Source organism: Psychrobacillus insolitus (assembly GCF_003254155.1).
In the GTDB taxonomy this organism is placed as follows: Bacteria; Bacillota; Bacilli; order Bacillales_A; family Planococcaceae; genus Psychrobacillus; species Psychrobacillus insolitus.
In genome coordinates this window covers 59,625-74,439 of the sequence record NZ_QKZI01000008.1, presented here as the reverse complement: position 1 = coordinate 74,439, position 14,815 = coordinate 59,625, and the positions used below count along the sequence as shown (strand labels likewise).

Annotated in this window: 15 protein-coding genes and 1 riboswitch; of the genes, 8 read left to right on the top strand and 7 right to left on the bottom strand. The window is 36.7% G+C overall.

All coding sequences use genetic code 11. The features are described 5' to 3' along the window. Positions 1-10 precede the first annotated feature (10 nt). Positions 11-901 carry a DMT family transporter gene (locus C7437_RS14310; RefSeq protein WP_111440554.1) on the bottom strand — a complete coding sequence of 297 codons (891 nt, stop codon included), beginning with the start codon at positions 899-901 and terminating at the stop codon, positions 11-13. A gap of 103 nt (positions 902-1,004) precedes the next feature. Here C7437_RS14310 and C7437_RS14305 point away from each other — a divergent pair, with 103 nt between their 5' ends. Further along, positions 1,005-1,235, top strand: a complete 231-nt coding sequence (locus tag C7437_RS14305; RefSeq protein ID WP_111440552.1) for an excisionase family DNA-binding protein — start codon at positions 1,005-1,007, stop codon at positions 1,233-1,235. 56 nt (positions 1,236-1,291) lie between these two features. Here C7437_RS14305 and C7437_RS14300 read toward each other — a convergent pair whose 3' ends face one another. Together C7437_RS14300 and C7437_RS14295 are read right to left on the bottom strand one after the other, a co-directional pair. Next, entirely contained in the window at positions 1,292-2,278 is a 987-nt protein-coding gene (locus C7437_RS14300; RefSeq protein WP_111440550.1) for a homoserine dehydrogenase, read from the bottom strand. Positions 2,279-2,419: 141 nt separating this feature from the next. Further along, positions 2,420-3,691, bottom strand: a complete 1,272-nt coding sequence (locus C7437_RS14295) for an O-acetylhomoserine aminocarboxypropyltransferase/cysteine synthase family protein (RefSeq protein ID WP_111440548.1) — start codon at positions 3,689-3,691, stop codon at positions 2,420-2,422. 116 nt (positions 3,692-3,807) lie between these two features. Beyond that, positions 3,808-3,924, bottom strand: a riboswitch (SAM riboswitch). 334 nt (positions 3,925-4,258) lie between these two features. Between C7437_RS14295 and C7437_RS14290 the strand changes: the two genes are divergently transcribed. From C7437_RS14290 to pepT, 3 genes are all read left to right on the top strand, one after another. Further along, positions 4,259-5,956: a M3 family oligoendopeptidase gene (locus C7437_RS14290; protein ID WP_111440546.1), complete on the top strand. Its 1,698-nt coding sequence runs from the start codon at positions 4,259-4,261 to the stop codon at positions 5,954-5,956. Between the two features lie 15 nt (positions 5,957-5,971). Then, positions 5,972-6,379 carry an RDD family protein gene (locus C7437_RS14285; protein WP_170122383.1) on the top strand — a complete coding sequence of 136 codons (408 nt, stop codon included), beginning with the start codon at positions 5,972-5,974 and terminating at the stop codon, positions 6,377-6,379. 138 nt (positions 6,380-6,517) lie between these two features. Continuing rightward, positions 6,518-7,744 carry a peptidase T gene (pepT, locus tag C7437_RS14280; RefSeq protein ID WP_111440542.1) on the top strand — a complete coding sequence of 409 codons (1,227 nt, stop codon included), beginning with the start codon at positions 6,518-6,520 and terminating at the stop codon, positions 7,742-7,744. Between the two features lie 78 nt (positions 7,745-7,822). Here pepT and C7437_RS14275 read toward each other — a convergent pair whose 3' ends face one another. Continuing rightward, on the bottom strand, positions 7,823-9,022 hold the full coding sequence (locus C7437_RS14275) for an NAD(P)-dependent malic enzyme (RefSeq protein WP_111440662.1): 1,200 nt from the start codon (positions 9,020-9,022) through the stop codon (positions 7,823-7,825). 715 nt (positions 9,023-9,737) lie between these two features. Between C7437_RS14275 and C7437_RS14270 the strand changes: the two genes are divergently transcribed. The 3 genes from C7437_RS14270 to C7437_RS14260 all read left to right on the top strand — a co-directional run bounded on the left by C7437_RS14270 (position 9,738) and on the right by C7437_RS14260 (position 11,023). Further along, on the top strand, positions 9,738-10,427 hold the full coding sequence (locus C7437_RS14270) for a hypothetical protein (RefSeq protein ID WP_245909301.1): 690 nt from the start codon (positions 9,738-9,740) through the stop codon (positions 10,425-10,427). A 79-nt stretch (positions 10,428-10,506) separates the two neighbouring features. Then, positions 10,507-10,821, top strand: a complete 315-nt coding sequence (locus C7437_RS14265) for a DUF3243 domain-containing protein (protein ID WP_111440538.1) — start codon at positions 10,507-10,509, stop codon at positions 10,819-10,821. After that, positions 10,811-11,023 (top strand): hypothetical protein, encoded by a 213-nt coding sequence (locus C7437_RS14260; RefSeq protein WP_111440536.1) that lies wholly within the window; start codon positions 10,811-10,813, stop codon positions 11,021-11,023. The genes C7437_RS14265 and C7437_RS14260 overlap by 11 nt, the downstream gene beginning before the upstream one ends. Before the next feature lie 73 nt (positions 11,024-11,096). Here the strand turns inward: C7437_RS14260 and C7437_RS14255 are convergent, their stop codons facing one another. Further along, the gene (locus C7437_RS14255) at positions 11,097-12,176 is read right to left on the bottom strand and encodes an AI-2E family transporter (protein WP_111440534.1); all 1,080 of its coding nucleotides are present in this window, start codon (positions 12,174-12,176) and stop codon (positions 11,097-11,099) included. A gap of 117 nt (positions 12,177-12,293) precedes the next feature. On the opposite strand from C7437_RS14255, the gene C7437_RS14250 reads away from it, so the two are divergent. Continuing rightward, positions 12,294-12,737 (top strand): NUDIX hydrolase, encoded by a 444-nt coding sequence (locus C7437_RS14250; protein ID WP_111440532.1) that lies wholly within the window; start codon positions 12,294-12,296, stop codon positions 12,735-12,737. Positions 12,738-12,788: 51 nt separating this feature from the next. Here C7437_RS14250 and C7437_RS14245 read toward each other — a convergent pair whose 3' ends face one another. Next, on the bottom strand, positions 12,789-14,234 hold the full coding sequence (locus C7437_RS14245) for a DEAD/DEAH box helicase (protein ID WP_111440530.1): 1,446 nt from the start codon (positions 14,232-14,234) through the stop codon (positions 12,789-12,791). Positions 14,235-14,242: 8 nt separating this feature from the next. After that, positions 14,243-14,542 (bottom strand): AraC family ligand binding domain-containing protein, encoded by a 300-nt coding sequence (locus C7437_RS14240; protein ID WP_111440528.1) that lies wholly within the window; start codon positions 14,540-14,542, stop codon positions 14,243-14,245. Between the last annotated feature and the right edge of the window lie 273 nt (positions 14,543-14,815).

Sequence of the window (14,815 nt, the reverse complement as noted above, 5' to 3'; positions counted from 1 at the left end):
TGTGACTGTGTCACTTAGCCCCTCTCACTATTACATGCTTTTTCTTCCTACTTGCCCCTAACGTTAATACAATGATTCCACCAAGTAAAAACAAAATACCAATCCAAGAAGTGACACTAAGTACTTCTCCTACGATAAATACACCTAATATAGCAGCTGTTGTTGGTTCGGCAAGCGACAATGTCAGCGCTGATGATGACGGAATCTGGTGCAATCCTTTCGCGTACAACACATAAGCTACAGTCGTCGTTGCAATCCCTAAGTAAAAAACGACTCCTATATTTCCCACATCCTTCAGCCAACTGACACCATATAGGAAGAAAAACGGCAATAACAACACAGCACTTACTGAAAAGGTCATCGCAACAGCTGGAAGCGATTCCTCTTTTTGTAATAAAGACTTGCTAGACATTGTATAAAGTGCAAATACTAATCCAGCAATAAGTGAAGACAAAATTCCCCTTGGATCCATCGTAATTTCGCCTTTATTTAAAAATAAAAAAAAGCATCCCATAATTGCGAATGACGTGGAGATCATCCAAACCCTAGTTGGGCGTAATTTGAAAAGTTGCCATTCAATCATGCCTGAAAATACAGGTGCACTTCCAATAGCGACAACACTTGCAATCGCAACTCCTGTTAAGCGGACCGATGAAAAGAACAATAGTTGGAATAGCGATATACAAATACCTGCATAAATGGTTTCTTTCCACGTCCAGGATTTTAAATTTATCTTTTTCAAGAGTACTAGTACAAGAAGTAATGTAAAGCCTCCAACTGCTGAGCGTCCTGCAGCTATCGTGAATGGATGTGCACTTGTTGGTAAAAAAGTTTGCGCCGTTCCTGTTGTCCCCCACAGAATAGCGCCAAGCAAAACAAATATGTATGGTAATGCAGCCAATACTTCCACCCCTTGTAAAATTTTCTTACTTCATCAAAATATATCACATATTGAGATAGTGCTTGTCGTATTCTATAATAATAGAGACAGGAGGCATTTGCACATGTATATGACCGTGGAAGAAATTGCGAATTATTTATCAATGCCTATTGAACAAATTAAACGATATATTGCAGAAAAAAAGATTCGTGCCATTTTTGATGGAGAACAATATTATGTGAATAGTGCACAGTTTGAAACGCATCTGCATCAAGTAGAAGATTTAAAACGTCAAATTGACGAATGGAGAAACACCCCTATTCCAGATGACATCGACGTGAAAGACGAAGATTAACGCCAAAACAAAAAAGGACATTCTCCTCATATGGAGAATGTCCTTTTTGATTTAAATTAAATTGTAATAAAGAATCCTGCGCGTTTTCCGATGATTTCTGCGTAATCTTCTACCATTACACTTGCAGTTGGAAGACTACCAGCACCTGGTCCAACTAATGTTAAAGTACCGATATAGTTCGTGTCTAATGACACCGCATTGTTTACACCATCTATTGCATATAAAGGATGATCTGACCCCACTAGTTGTGGGCCTACAGATGCATAAAGTTCTCCATCTTCATCTTGTACTATTTCTGCTACATGACGATAACGAAGTCCTTCTTTTTTGGCTTTCTTCACATCTTCTAAAGTAATATCATCGATTCCAATTATTTTAACATCGTTCCAATTTGGCTGTTTTCCAAAAGCAAGCGCACTTAATATCATTAGTTTGTAAAAAGCATCTTTACCTGAGACATCATTGTATGGGTCTGCTTCCGCATAGCCTAGTTCTTGCGCTTCTTTCAAAGCATCTTCAAATTGGCATTCATTTAAACGCATTTGTGTCAAAATATAGTTAGATGTTCCATTTAAAATCCCCTGAATTTTCTCCACAGTATTTACTTGAAGAAGGTTTTTCAAAGTTTTAATAACCGGAACTCCACCTGCAGTTGTTGCTTCATATCCGATAAATACGCCTCGGGATTTTGCTCGTTCTTGAAGTGGGATACTGTATTTAGAGAACATCACTTTATTCGCAGTGATAACATGACATCCTTTGTCGATTGCTCTACATAAATAGCTGTAAGCTGGTTCTTCATTGACAATTCCTTCAAAAACAACTTGAAGTCCTGGAATGTTAATAATATCTTCAAAATCATCTGTTATTAGTACACCTGGTGTTTCAGGTCTTACTTTAGATAAGTTATTAACCAATATTGCGCTAATTTCAATATCCAAGCCAAGTGATTTCTTTAAGTCTTCTCTTTTTTCGTTGATCACTTGGTAAATTCCTTGACCAACTGTTCCGAAACCTAATATCGCTGCCTTTATCTTTGCCATACTTTCTCCTCCAAATGAATCTGCACAAATGAGCTTCAATATTTATATTCTGTCGCAACCTAATTACGATTAACTATTTTAAATATTGTAGCCTATTCTAGCTCAATTAACAACAAAATTCTATCTAGAGAGGACATTTGTTTACCCTACAAGTACTTTGTCTAAGGCATTTTGTAAATCTTCTATTGCTTCTAAACCTACGGACAAGCGAATCAAGTCCTCTGTCACACCCGATTTCACTAAATCTTCAGGCGTTAGCTGTTGATGTGTTGTAGATGCCGGGTGGATAATTAGTGATTTTGCATCTCCTACGTTCGCTACGTGGGACCAAATCTCGATGTTATCAATGATTTTTTTGCCCGCTTCTTTTCCACCTTTTACTCCAAATGTAAGGATAGAACCAAAACCATTTTCAAAATACTTTTTCGCTAACTCATGAGAGGGATGATTTTCTAAGCCTAGATAGTTAACCCACTCTACGTTTTCATGGCCTGCTAAAAATTCAGCAATTTTTTGTGCATTCTCATTGTGCTTTGTAACACGTAGATGAAGTGTTTCTAAACCTTGTAAAAAAGAGAAGGCTGCATCTGGGCTAAGTGTTGGACCAAAGTCACGAAGTAACTGAACACGAATTTTCACTGCGAATGCTACATCTGGCACATCAATTCCATATCGTAAACCATTATAAGTTACGTCTGGCTCTGTAAATCCAGGGAATTTTTCTGAATTCCAATTGAAGTTACCACCGTCAACTACTACGCCTCCGATTGTTGTTCCATGTCCCCCAATCCATTTAGTCGCAGAGTGAATTACTACATGTGCACCGTATTTAATCGGGTTTGTACCGTATGGTGTAGCAAATGTGCTATCTACTAGTAATGGAACTCCGACTTCATTGGCAATTGCAGCTACTTTTTCTACATCTAAAACATTTAGACTTGGATTTCCAATGATTTCACCAAAGAAGCCTTTTGTTTTGTCTGTAACTGCTGCGCGGAAGTTTTCTGGATCTGTTGAATCAATAAATTTCACTGTAATACCGTAACGAGGTAATGTATGGGCAAATAAATTAAATGTTCCTCCATATAAATTCTCCGCTGCAATAATTTCGTCGCCAGCTCCTGCTATATTCATAATAGAGAAGGCAATTGCTGCCATTCCAGAAGAGAAAGCTACTGCTGCAGTTCCTCCTTCAAGTAGTGCAATTCGCTGTTCGAAAACATCTACTGTTGGATTTGTAATACGCGAGTAAATATTACCTGATTCTTTTAAAGCGAATAAATTTTGAGCGTGCTCTGTGTCACGAAATACGAATGAAGTTGTTTTGTGGATTGGTACAGCTCGCGAACCTGTCACTGGATCTGGTTGTTGGCCACCGTGTAAAAGAAGTGTTTCTTTTTGAAGTTTTGTCATGTTGAATTCCTCCGATTTAGTAGATTAGATGGTTGCTTTTGGAGGCTAGAGAGGATTTAGAACATACAAAAACCCCTCTTCGCTTAAGAAGAGGGGTGCAATTTCGCAAGTTCCTCCTCTTATCTTCCAAATTCACAACTTGAATTTGTAGGATTTAGCACCTTTCCAAGTTGTGAAACTTGTTGGTTGCTGGGCATCGTAGGGCCTATTCCCTCCGCCACTCTTGATAAGAGTATTAAATTTAGTTTTCCATCTTGTTACACATTATAAGATTTCATATATCTCTAAGTCAAGTATTATATTACAAAATTCTGAACCTTCTTCTAACTTGGTAGCCTTTTTCTCTATATGGTTAGCGTCTTAATGCAACGTAATCTACATATAAATGAATTAGTACTTCACTAAATCCTCTTTCGCTACACGTTTTCTCTTAGTCAAATCGGTTATTTCGTCTATTAGCGTCTATAAAAACCAACAACAAACATAGTTGCAATTCTTTAGAAAATATTTAACAATGAAATGAGAACGTTTCGGATTTCGAAGGAGCGCGTGGGAGGAGAATTTCAAATGGTGACATTTAAAGATTATGCATACAAACGCCCCAACTTAGAAGAAATCAAAGTAAAGTTCAGCGAGACATTAACGAAGTTTAATGAGGCCTCTTCTGTTGAAGAACAAAATATAGCTATTCAAGAGGTAATTGCATTACGCAGTGAATTTTCTACCCAAGAAAATTTAGTTTATATCCGGGCTTCGATTGATACAAATGATGGTTTTTATCAAAAAGAGCGCGAGTACTTTGATGAAGTTGGTCCTGAAGTCGAAGAACTTGTCACGGAATATTATAAATCACTTGTTGCTTCTCCTTTTCGTAAAGAATTAGAAGAAAAATGGGGTAGCCAATTATTTGATCTTGCTGATTTTCAAATTAAATCCTTTGCTCCAGAAATCATTTCCCTTATGCAAAAAGAGAATAAATTAGCTTCTGACTATTCAAAACTTGTAGCATCTGCACAAGTTGATTTTAATGGGGAAATATTAACACTTGCACAGCTCGGTCCATATGCTGAATCCATTGATCGTGATGTTCGCAAACAAGCAAAAGAAGCTAGTACAGGTTTCTTCCAAGGTCATGAAGATAAATTTGATGACATTTACGATCAACTCGTAAAAGTTCGTCATGAAATCGCTATAACCCTTGGCTACAAAAACTTCGTTGAGCTTGGGTATGTTCGGATGAATCGAATCGATTATAATGCGGAAATGGTAAAGAAATTCCGTGATCAAGTGCGTGACTACATCGTACCTGTAGCAACTAAACTGTATGAACGCCAAGCAAAACGAATAGGTGTGGATCAGTTAAAATTTTACGATGAATCCTTAAGTTTCTTATCCGGTAACGCTACACCTCAAGGATCTCCTGAGTGGATAGTGGAAAACGGCAAGAAAATGTATGATGAGCTCTCTCCTGAAACTGCGGAGTTCTTCCAATTCATGATGGACCGTGATTTGATGGATTTAGTTGCGAAGAAAGGAAAAGAAGCTGGTGGTTATTGTACGTTTATCGATGACTATGAATCACCTTATATTTTCTCTAACTTTAATGGTACTTCCGGTGATATTGATGTACTAACTCATGAAGCAGGTCATGCCTTCCAAGTGTATACAAGCCGCAATATCGGAATTCCTGAATATATTTGGCCAACATTTGAATCTTGTGAAATACATTCTATGAGTATGGAATTTTTCACTTGGCCTTGGATGGAATTATTCTTTAAAGAACAAGCAGACAAGTATAAGTTTGCTCATCTAAGTAGTGCCCTCCTATTCTTGCCTTATGGAGTGGCAGTGGATGAATTCCAACATATTGTATATGAAAACCCAGAGATGACTCCTGCTGAGCGTAAAGCTGCTTGGAAAAAAATCGAGGAAATTTATTTACCTCATCGTGACTATGATGGTCAGCATTACTTAGAATCCGGTGCTTTTTGGCAACGTCAAGGACATATCTACTCTACCCCGTTTTATTATATTGATTACACATTAGCCCAAATATGTGCATTCCAATTTTGGAAACGTTCAAGGGAAAATCACGAAGCTGCTTGGAAAGATTATTTACATCTTTGTAAGCTTGGTGGATCTAAGTCCTTCACACAACTAGTTGCAGATGCAAATTTAATTTCTCCGTTTGAAGAGGGTTGCGTAGAGTCTGTCATAGGTTCGATTGAAGATTATTTAAATAGTGTCGATGATTCTGTACTATAAAAAGGGAGAGTGAATATGGAGAATCCAGCTGGGTTTTGGGTGCGTATTTTGGCTAGCCTTTTAGATGCTATTATTATTGGAATTCCACTTTCAATCATTAGCTACCTGTTTTTTGGGGTTTGGGAGGAAACATCTATTACGAGCTTTGGAAGTATTCTCTATTCAATAATAGTTCCTGTTTTATGGGTTGGTTTTACTGTTGGAAAGAAAATAATGGGCATTCGCATTGTCAAAGTGGATGGCTCAAAAGTTGGCTATGGAGTAATGATTTTACGAGTAATCGTTGCTGGTATTATATACGTCGTGACACTAGGAATTGGATTAATTGTAAGTGCATTTATAGTAGGGCTTCGAGATGACAAACGAGCAATCCATGACTTAATCGCAGGTACTTATGTTACCAAAAATCCTCCAGAAATTTGAATGGGTGAACAAGTATTAGCTACTGCTAGTGCTTGTTCTTTTTCATATTCCCAAGAATCTGAGCTCATTATTCCGTCTGTCGAAACAATCTGTTAAAATAGAGCTATGCATTACCATCAAGAAAGGGGAATTATTTTCATGAAAGAAACATTAATCGAGCGTTTAACTCGCTACGCAAAAATAGACACTCAATCAGATGCCATGAGTTCGACTTGCCCATCAACAGAAGGACAATGGGATTTACTACATGTACTTGAAAAAGAACTTGCTGCAATTGGCTTAGAAGAAATTACATTAGATGAAAATGGCTACCTATTTGCGACATTACCTTCTAATACAGACAAAGATCTTCCGACGATTGGATTTTTAGCACATGTAGATACAGCTACTGATTATACCGGTAAAAATGTAAACCCACAGCGCATCAAAAACTACGATGGTCAAGATATTAAGCTAAATGAAGCTACTATTATGTCTGTAAAAGACTTCCCTGAACTTAATAACTATGTTGGTCACACATTACTCACTACAGATGGCACAACACTTTTGGGAGCTGACAATAAAGCAGGAATTGCCATCATCATGACGGCAATGGAATTTTTCATCCAAAATCCTGACGTGAAGCATGGAAAAATTCGAGTAGCATTTACACCCGACGAAGAAATTGGGCGTGGTCCGCATAAATTTGATGTAGAAAAATTCGGAGCAGAATTTGCTTATACAATGGACGGAGGTCCACTTGGGGAATTGCAATTTGAAAGCTTCAATGCAGCTGCTGCATTGGTTTTAACTAATGGGATAAGCGTACATCCAGGATCTGCAAAAGGAAAAATGGTTAACTCCATTACGATAGCTACTAAATTCCAATCACATATGCCAGCTGATGAAGTACCTGAAAAAACAGAAGGTCATGAAGGTTTCATTCACCTGATGAATATTAGTGGAGATGTTGAAAAAACAGAGCTTAGCTATATTATTCGAGACCATGACCGTGAAAAATTTGAAGCGAAAAAACAATTATTTTTAAATACAGCAGAAAAAATAAAAGCCGAATACGGAGATAATGCAATCTCAGTTGAACTAGGTGATCAATACTTCAATATGGGTGAAAAAATTACGCCCGTGATGGAAATTTTAGATGTAGTAAAAGATGTAATGATTTCATTAGACATCGAACCTCTTATCATTCCAATTCGTGGTGGTACAGATGGATCACAACTATCTTATATGGGAATGCCAACACCAAACGTATTTACTGGTGGAGAAAACTATCACGGGAAATATGAGTTTGTTTCGGTAGATGCGATGGAGAAATCGACAGAAGTAGTTAAAGGCATCATTCAATCGTTTGAAAAACAAGCTTAAGTCGAGTTGTGCTGGACAATAAAAACAAAAGCGTTCCAAGAGGTTAAATTTCAACCTCTTGGAACGCTTTTTTGAAAATTAATTTGTTTTCAAAGCTGGTTGAAATAAAACCGAAACTCCCGAATCAATTGCTGCATCAGCAACTGCTTGCGCAACAGCAGTAACCACACGGTCATCGAAAGCATCAGGAATAATATTATCTTCTCTAATGTCACTGTCGTCAATTAGTGAAGCAATTGCTTGAACTGCTGCAAGCTTCATTTCCTCATTGATATCCGTTGCCCTAACATCTAGAGCGCCTCTGAAGATACCAGGGAAAGCTAATACATTATTCACTTGGTTCGGATTATCTGAACGTCCTGTTGCTACAACTCGAACTCCCCACTCTTTTGCAAGATCATAAGCAATTTCTGGAGTCGGATTAGCTAACGCAAAGATGATCGGGTCATGATTCATCACATCTACCAAATCTTTTGTAATTAGATTTGCGACAGAAACACCAATGAATACATCAGAACCAGTCATTGCATCTTTCAGTGATCCCGTTAAATTGGATGGATTAGTTAAACTTGCAACATTCTCTTTAACTGGGTTCATGCCATTTTCTCTTCCTTTGTAAATAATACCTGTTGAGTCACACATTACAATTTCCTTGTATCCTAATTGGAGAAGAATTCTTAAAATAGCTATTCCTGCTGCTCCTGCACCATTAATCACTATTTTTAAATCGGAAACATCTTTATTTACAAGCTTAATCGCATTTTGAAGGGCAGCACCAACGACAATTGCTGTTCCGTGCTGATCATCATGGAATACTGGAATATCTACCTCTTGACGAAGACGATCTTCTATTTCAAAACAGCGAGGAGCGGAAATATCTTCTAGATTAATCGCACCAAATGTCGGACTCAAAGCTTTTACAATTTGCACAATTTCATCGACATTTTTAGTGTCTAAGCAAATTGGAAATGCATCAACGTTTGCAAATCTTTTTAATAAGATTGCTTTTCCCTCCATTACCGGCAAGGCTGCTCCTGGACCTATATCTCCAAGCCCAAGAACTGCTGTCCCGTCTGTTACAACTGCGACTAAATTTCCTTTCGCTGTATAATCATAAATTGTGGATGGGTTATTTTTTATTTCTATACATGGCTCAGCTACTCCTGGTGAATACGCTAGGCTCAAATCCTCCATACTATCCATTGGAACTTTTGATACTAATTCCATTTTCCCTTTATTATCTTTGTGTAATTTTAAAGCTCTAGTTCTTAAATCCATGAACCCACGTCCCATCCTGTTTTTTTATTTTCCCCTTTAATAAGCAAAAATAAAGTAGCAACCACTTTATTATTCCTTTATTTTGAAAATTATAAAGTCATATAAATTTATTGTCAATCCTTTACTCTTAGTGAAGTTCTTCACATATAATTTCCTTTGTTTATATTTATATGTATAATTTTTACTTATAAAGGTTGTATTCCCACGACGTGGGAGTTGCATATTTACTAATAATACCTTGTAACACTTGTATTTACTTATAGTAAGTGAAGATGACTGGCTTTTATAATTCAGTTAAAAGTGCAATGAAAAACTACTGAATAACAGGATATGAGTTCACAAAAAATGTACAAAAAAAATTTCGGCAACCTATGTGGTCACCGAAAATATACAAGCACTACCTTAACGTCGAGGGGGCTAAGTGTGCGAATCAGCTACAATTTGGAGAAAAGTCGCCGATAGAAATCTCTCATTAGGAGTAAGTTTCTATATGATAATGATAATCATTTACATTTAAAAAGTCAACAAATTTTATTAGAAAAGCGGAAACGCCTATCTCTGCGTAAGGCAACAAATGGGGAATTGCGAGGAGACAGTTCCTCAGCCACCGCAGTAATTACCCATTTGACCCCGAGGGGCAAGGCGCTGTAGCTAGACAGATACCTAGTAAAAAAAATTTACTTTCCTATCTTGCATAAAATTGTATAATACTTTTATGACAACCTTATCGAGTGATCAAATCAAACAATTGAATAACTACAGCATTTATGTAAAACCTATGGGAACAACACTTTTCCATGCTAATAATATAGACAGTTCTTTAGATATTATTAAATTGATCTCAAATGCGCCTAACGATCCCATCGCCGCTTCTTTTTTTATGCGAAGAGTTGGTATGTTCATTTCTATGCAGTTTTATATGATGACCGTATACGATGAAATTTGGGATGGACCTTTAGAGCAATTACAATTTTTCTCAACAACTGAGTATGGGATTAAAACAATTAGCACGTATATACCAGAAGAGTTTTTTCGTGATGTCAAAGAAAACCGCGCTGATGATATTCTACTTATTTTGGAGCAACAGTGTTTCGCCATTATTCAACAAATTCGGACAAAATGCAGCATCTCTCCAGTAACACTATGGGAAAATGTTTTCGGGTATCTCTTGTGGCATTACTATACTTTTTTTGAAAACCCTGTTATTGAAGAACAAGCCCTAGAAGACTGGACGTTGCTACAAGATGAAGGTATTTGGAACAATTTCACGTCCAAATCATACTTGGCTACTTATTTGAAAGGAAAGCGGCCCGCTCAGTTGATGAATACAACAGTACGAACAACATGCTGTTTCTCAAAAGATATTCCTGGTCTACAGAAGTGTGGATTTTGTCCAATCAATTAAAATTTTTCATTTAAAAATACATGATTTCTTACTCTTTGGGAATAGCTAATACTAGTACAACGAAAAGGAGTGAGGAAACTTGGCAAACAATATAGATGAACGCGTAGAAGCTAAACTGGACAGTATCGGTCAGGAAGAAAAAGAAGAAATTCTAAAAAACTTTTCCACATTTCAATCATACCTATCTGGAAAAGTAGCTGCAGGTGAAAAAATGGGTCTTAGTGATGAGACTTTAGCAAAAGCAACAGAAAAAGTAGCAGGATATTTAGCCAATCATGAAGAACCACGAAATCGCGAAGAACATCTTTTACAACAACTTTGGATAAGTGGAGACAAAGAGCAGCAACAAGCACTTAGTCATATGCTCTTAAAACTCGTAAAAAATGGTGCGTGATAAACGCAAGGATGCGGAAGGTCGTTTCCTAGATAATCCCGATGGCGTAAGAACTACCAAGGAAAGCTTATTTGATATGCATGAAGATATGCAAACGGTAGATGCAATCCCCGTAGAAGATTTGACAATAGAGTTAAAAGATGAAGAATTCCACCATCATACAAAAAATCGTTCAGCTAGTTCTGAGCGATACCTCCAATAATAAGAATGGAGCCGTCCTCCCCGGATAGCTCCATTCTTATTTATTTAAATAAATATAAGGCACCTTACATATGTTAGATAGATTTAGTCGCAGCATCTTTTATAACTTCTCGATGTGCGTATATATTTTTTAGTATTGTTTTAATAACTGCATATGTTGGAATTGCTAAAATTATTCCCCATAGTCCAGCAATATTTCCAGCAGCTAAAATAATGGTAATAACTGTTAGAGGATGAATATCTAATGATTTCCCCATAACATTTGGCGTGATAAAATTACTTTCAATTTGTTGCGACACTAGCATTATAATAGCTACATAAATGGCCATCTTTGGTTCTTGAATTAACGCAATAATGATTGCTGGAACAACAGCAATATAAGGTCCTAAAAAAGGAATGACATTCATCATCAGACCAAATAATGCTAATAGTAATGCGTATTCAAGCCCAATTGCCAAGTAACCGATAAGGAGCATAACACCTACTAGAAAACTAACAAAAAGTTGCCCTTGAATATAAGAGCGCAACGTATCATTAATATCTGATAGCGTTTTTCGTACCCACGTTTTCTTTTCTCCCTTAAAAAATTTAGCAACAAAAGGAGCAAATTTTTCATGGTCTTTCAACATGTAAACTAGGAAGAAAGGTACTAACACTAGTAAGAATACGCCTTGGAAAACATTTTGGATAAACTTGATTAAGAGAGAACCCGCAGTAACTGCAATTGTATTAATTTTACCTGTTGCTTCTTCAATTGTTGTTTGAAGTGATTCTGGAAGCTTATCTTTTTGAGAAAGTGTATATTTCGTCCATTCTTCTACTTCCAAAATTATTTCTGGTCCGTTTTCTGCAAGTGCATTTGCTTGTTTTGTTAGAGCCGGGCCAATTAATGCGTAAAATAACCAACCTAAAAGCCCTATCGCGATAAATACGGAAATAATACTTGCCCATCTTGGAAATTTTACAGTTTCTAACCACTTTTGAAGAGGTCTAGATAAGTAAAATAATACGCCTCCTATTAACAGAGGTATAAAGATTGTTTGTCCAACTATTAAGATGGGCGAAAAAATAGTTTTCACTTCCATAAACATACGAATAATTATTAATGTTAGAAGTATAGCTACTCCTACTTGAAACCAAAGCTTCTTCGTCACTCAATTCTCACTTCCTCGACTGGTTTTAATTTGTTTATTTTATAGACCGTCATTATAAGTATCTTATCATTATTTATTGTAAACTGTTAGTAACTATCTAACATCAGGAGGTAAAATATGGAATACTATAAAGAGTTAAGAAAACACGTCGGACATAGTCCACTTATACTGCCTGGTGCTGTTGTGATTATTAGGGATAGTAATAAGAATATTTTGCTGCAAGAAAGAGAACCTGGTATTTTCGGTTTGCCTGGTGGTTTGATGGAGCTTGGTGAAAGTTTAGAAGATACCGCTCGCAGAGAAGTATTAGAAGAAACTGGTTTGAAACTTGGAGAGTTAACTTTCTGTCATATGTACTCTGGTCCTGAATACTATTCTGAAGTCTCCAATGGAGATGCTTATTATTCGGTTACGGCTGTCTATAAGACAGATGATTATGAAGGTCGTATTTTAGCGAATAGTGTTGAATCAATCAGTCTTCAGTTTTTTGATCCAGCTCATTTGCCTGAGGGTATCTTGAAAAATTATCGGAAGTTTATTGAGGATGAACTTGGAGTCTGACGAAGTATTATATAAAAAAGGCTTTCCTGTTAAGGAAAGCCTTCATTCTTATTATTTAATGGCAATATGCACTTTTAAAAGTTTACCTTTTATAGTAGTGTTTCTCATTGTTTTTAAAACAAGAGATCCTTTGCCATTCAAAATTTCAACATATGATACATTGTCTTGAATCGTGATGATTCCAATGTCGTCTGCGGAAACACCTTCAATTTTCGCTATAGTTCCTACGAAATCTACTGCACGAATTTTCTTTTTCTTACCACCATTAAAGTATAATTTTGTGATATTCGCATTCAATTGATCACCTTTAGACTTTTTAGCTTCTGGGTGCTCCTGCATTTTCAAATCGAATTCTGCACGGTTTTTTGCAACAGCAGTAGGTGACAACTCAGGTCCTGTAGTAATTTCAAAGCCAATAAAATTTTCAATCGCATTCACAAACTTATCTTCATGCGGTGTTACTAACATGATCGATTTACCACTTCGTCCAGCACGTCCTGTTCGACCAGTACGATGCACATAACTTTCTCGCTCCAACGGAACATCATAATGAACAACATGCGTGATATCTTCAATATCGATGCCTCGAGCAGCTACATCTGTTGCGATTAAATAACGGAAATCACCTTTTCGGAAATCATCCATTACTTCGAAACGATCTTCTTGCATCATGCCACCATGAATTTTATCTGCCGTATAGCCTTTTTTATCTAGTGCATCGACAAGCTCATCCACACGTTCTTTTGTGCGGCAAAAGATAATACAGCTATCTGGATTTTCTTCAATCGTTAGCTTTTCAAGGAATGCCAGCTTTTGATCGTCTTTTACAACATACTTCAGATGCTCAATATCAGGTGCATTTTCTTCTGCAGCATCGATTTCAATTGAAATCGCATCCTTCATGTACTTGCTACTTAACTTTTTAATTCGATCTGATAATGTAGCTGAAAACAACATCGTCGTACGTTCATTTGGAAGTAATTTAATAATAGATTCTACTTGTTTTAAAAAGCCCATATTCAACATTTCATCAGCTTCATCAATTACGAGATATTCGACTTTAGATACATCAAGTGTCGCTTTTTCGATGTGATCAAGCACGCGCCCTGGTGTACCCACAACGATATGTGTTTTTTGTTTTAATGCAAATTTTTGTTTTGCAAACGGTGATTTCCCGTAAAGAGCAAGTCCCTTAATCCGTTTGTAGCGCCCTATATTTGTGATGTCTTCTTGTACTTGTACTGCTAATTCTCTTGTTGGAGTTAGTACTAATGCTTGGGGCTTATTTTCGTCCCAATCTACAAGTTGACATAACGGTATGGCGAATGATGCGGTTTTTCCGCTTCCTGTTTTCGACTTTACTAGTACATCTTGCTTTCCAAGGACAACTGGAACTACCTTTTGTTGTACTTCTGTTGGCTCTGTATAGCCTAATTGTTCAATGGCATGTAAAATCTTTTCATCGAGATTTAATTCTTTAAAATGCACTATGCATATTCTCCTCTTTAATTACCTATTTTAATAACTACTATATCTGAATCTTCCACTGCCTTTAATGCATGCTTTTCGAGTGGATTCATGTGAAGTACATTGTTTGTTGTGACGACTTGCTCTACGCCTTCTACGGTAAAGATTACTTTACCTCGTCGAATAACTATTAATACATGTGCGTCAGCATTATGTTCTTTTATTTCTTCCCCTATACGCAATTGAATATTCACAACATCATTGTTATCAAATTGAATGACTTTCGACACATTCTTTTCTTTTTCTTCCAATAGATAGGGCGTCTCAATTAAATGCATGTGTATTCCTCCTTTGTATAATATCCTAACTCTATCATATACAATTTTTATCAAAAATCAAAATTTGGTTCGCTCCCTTTACAAATTTCCACGAAGTAAACTTGCTTTGGAAGGAAACAACAGAGGAGCTACGTAACTAGGTCACGTAGCTCCTCTGCTGTTTTTCACGTTTACTCAGTTACCAAAAAGAAGATTATATTACTCTATTTTTCCTCAAATTCCGACCAAATTCGATAGGAAATACCTGAAATATTCTCTTTTCCGTAATTAAAT

Bases quoted from the DNA above. Each gene is read 5' to 3' on its own strand.
- C7437_RS14300 (WP_111440550.1), bottom strand. From the start codon at position 2,278: ATGGCAAAGATAAAGGCAGCGATATTAGGTTTCGGAACAGTTGGTCAA.
- C7437_RS14295 (WP_111440548.1), bottom strand. From the start codon at position 3,691: ATGACAAAACTTCAAAAAGAAACACTTCTTTTACACGGTGGCCAACAA.
- C7437_RS14290 (WP_111440546.1), top strand. From the start codon at position 4,259: ATGGTGACATTTAAAGATTATGCATACAAACGCCCCAACTTAGAAGAA.
- C7437_RS14250 (WP_111440532.1), top strand. From the start codon at position 12,294: ATGGAATACTATAAAGAGTTAAGAAAACACGTCGGACATAGTCCACTT.
- C7437_RS14285 (WP_170122383.1), top strand. From the start codon at position 5,972: ATGGAGAATCCAGCTGGGTTTTGGGTGCGTATTTTGGCTAGCCTTTTA.
- C7437_RS14305 (WP_111440552.1), top strand. From the start codon at position 1,005: ATGTATATGACCGTGGAAGAAATTGCGAATTATTTATCAATGCCTATT.
- C7437_RS14260 (WP_111440536.1), top strand. From the start codon at position 10,811: ATGGTGCGTGATAAACGCAAGGATGCGGAAGGTCGTTTCCTAGATAAT.
- pepT (WP_111440542.1), top strand. From the start codon at position 6,518: ATGAAAGAAACATTAATCGAGCGTTTAACTCGCTACGCAAAAATAGAC.
- C7437_RS14275 (WP_111440662.1), bottom strand. From the start codon at position 9,022: ATGGATTTAAGAACTAGAGCTTTAAAATTACACAAAGATAATAAAGGG.
- C7437_RS14270 (WP_245909301.1), top strand. From the start codon at position 9,738: ATGACAACCTTATCGAGTGATCAAATCAAACAATTGAATAACTACAGC.
- C7437_RS14240 (WP_111440528.1), bottom strand. From the start codon at position 14,542: ATGCATTTAATTGAGACGCCCTATCTATTGGAAGAAAAAGAAAAGAAT.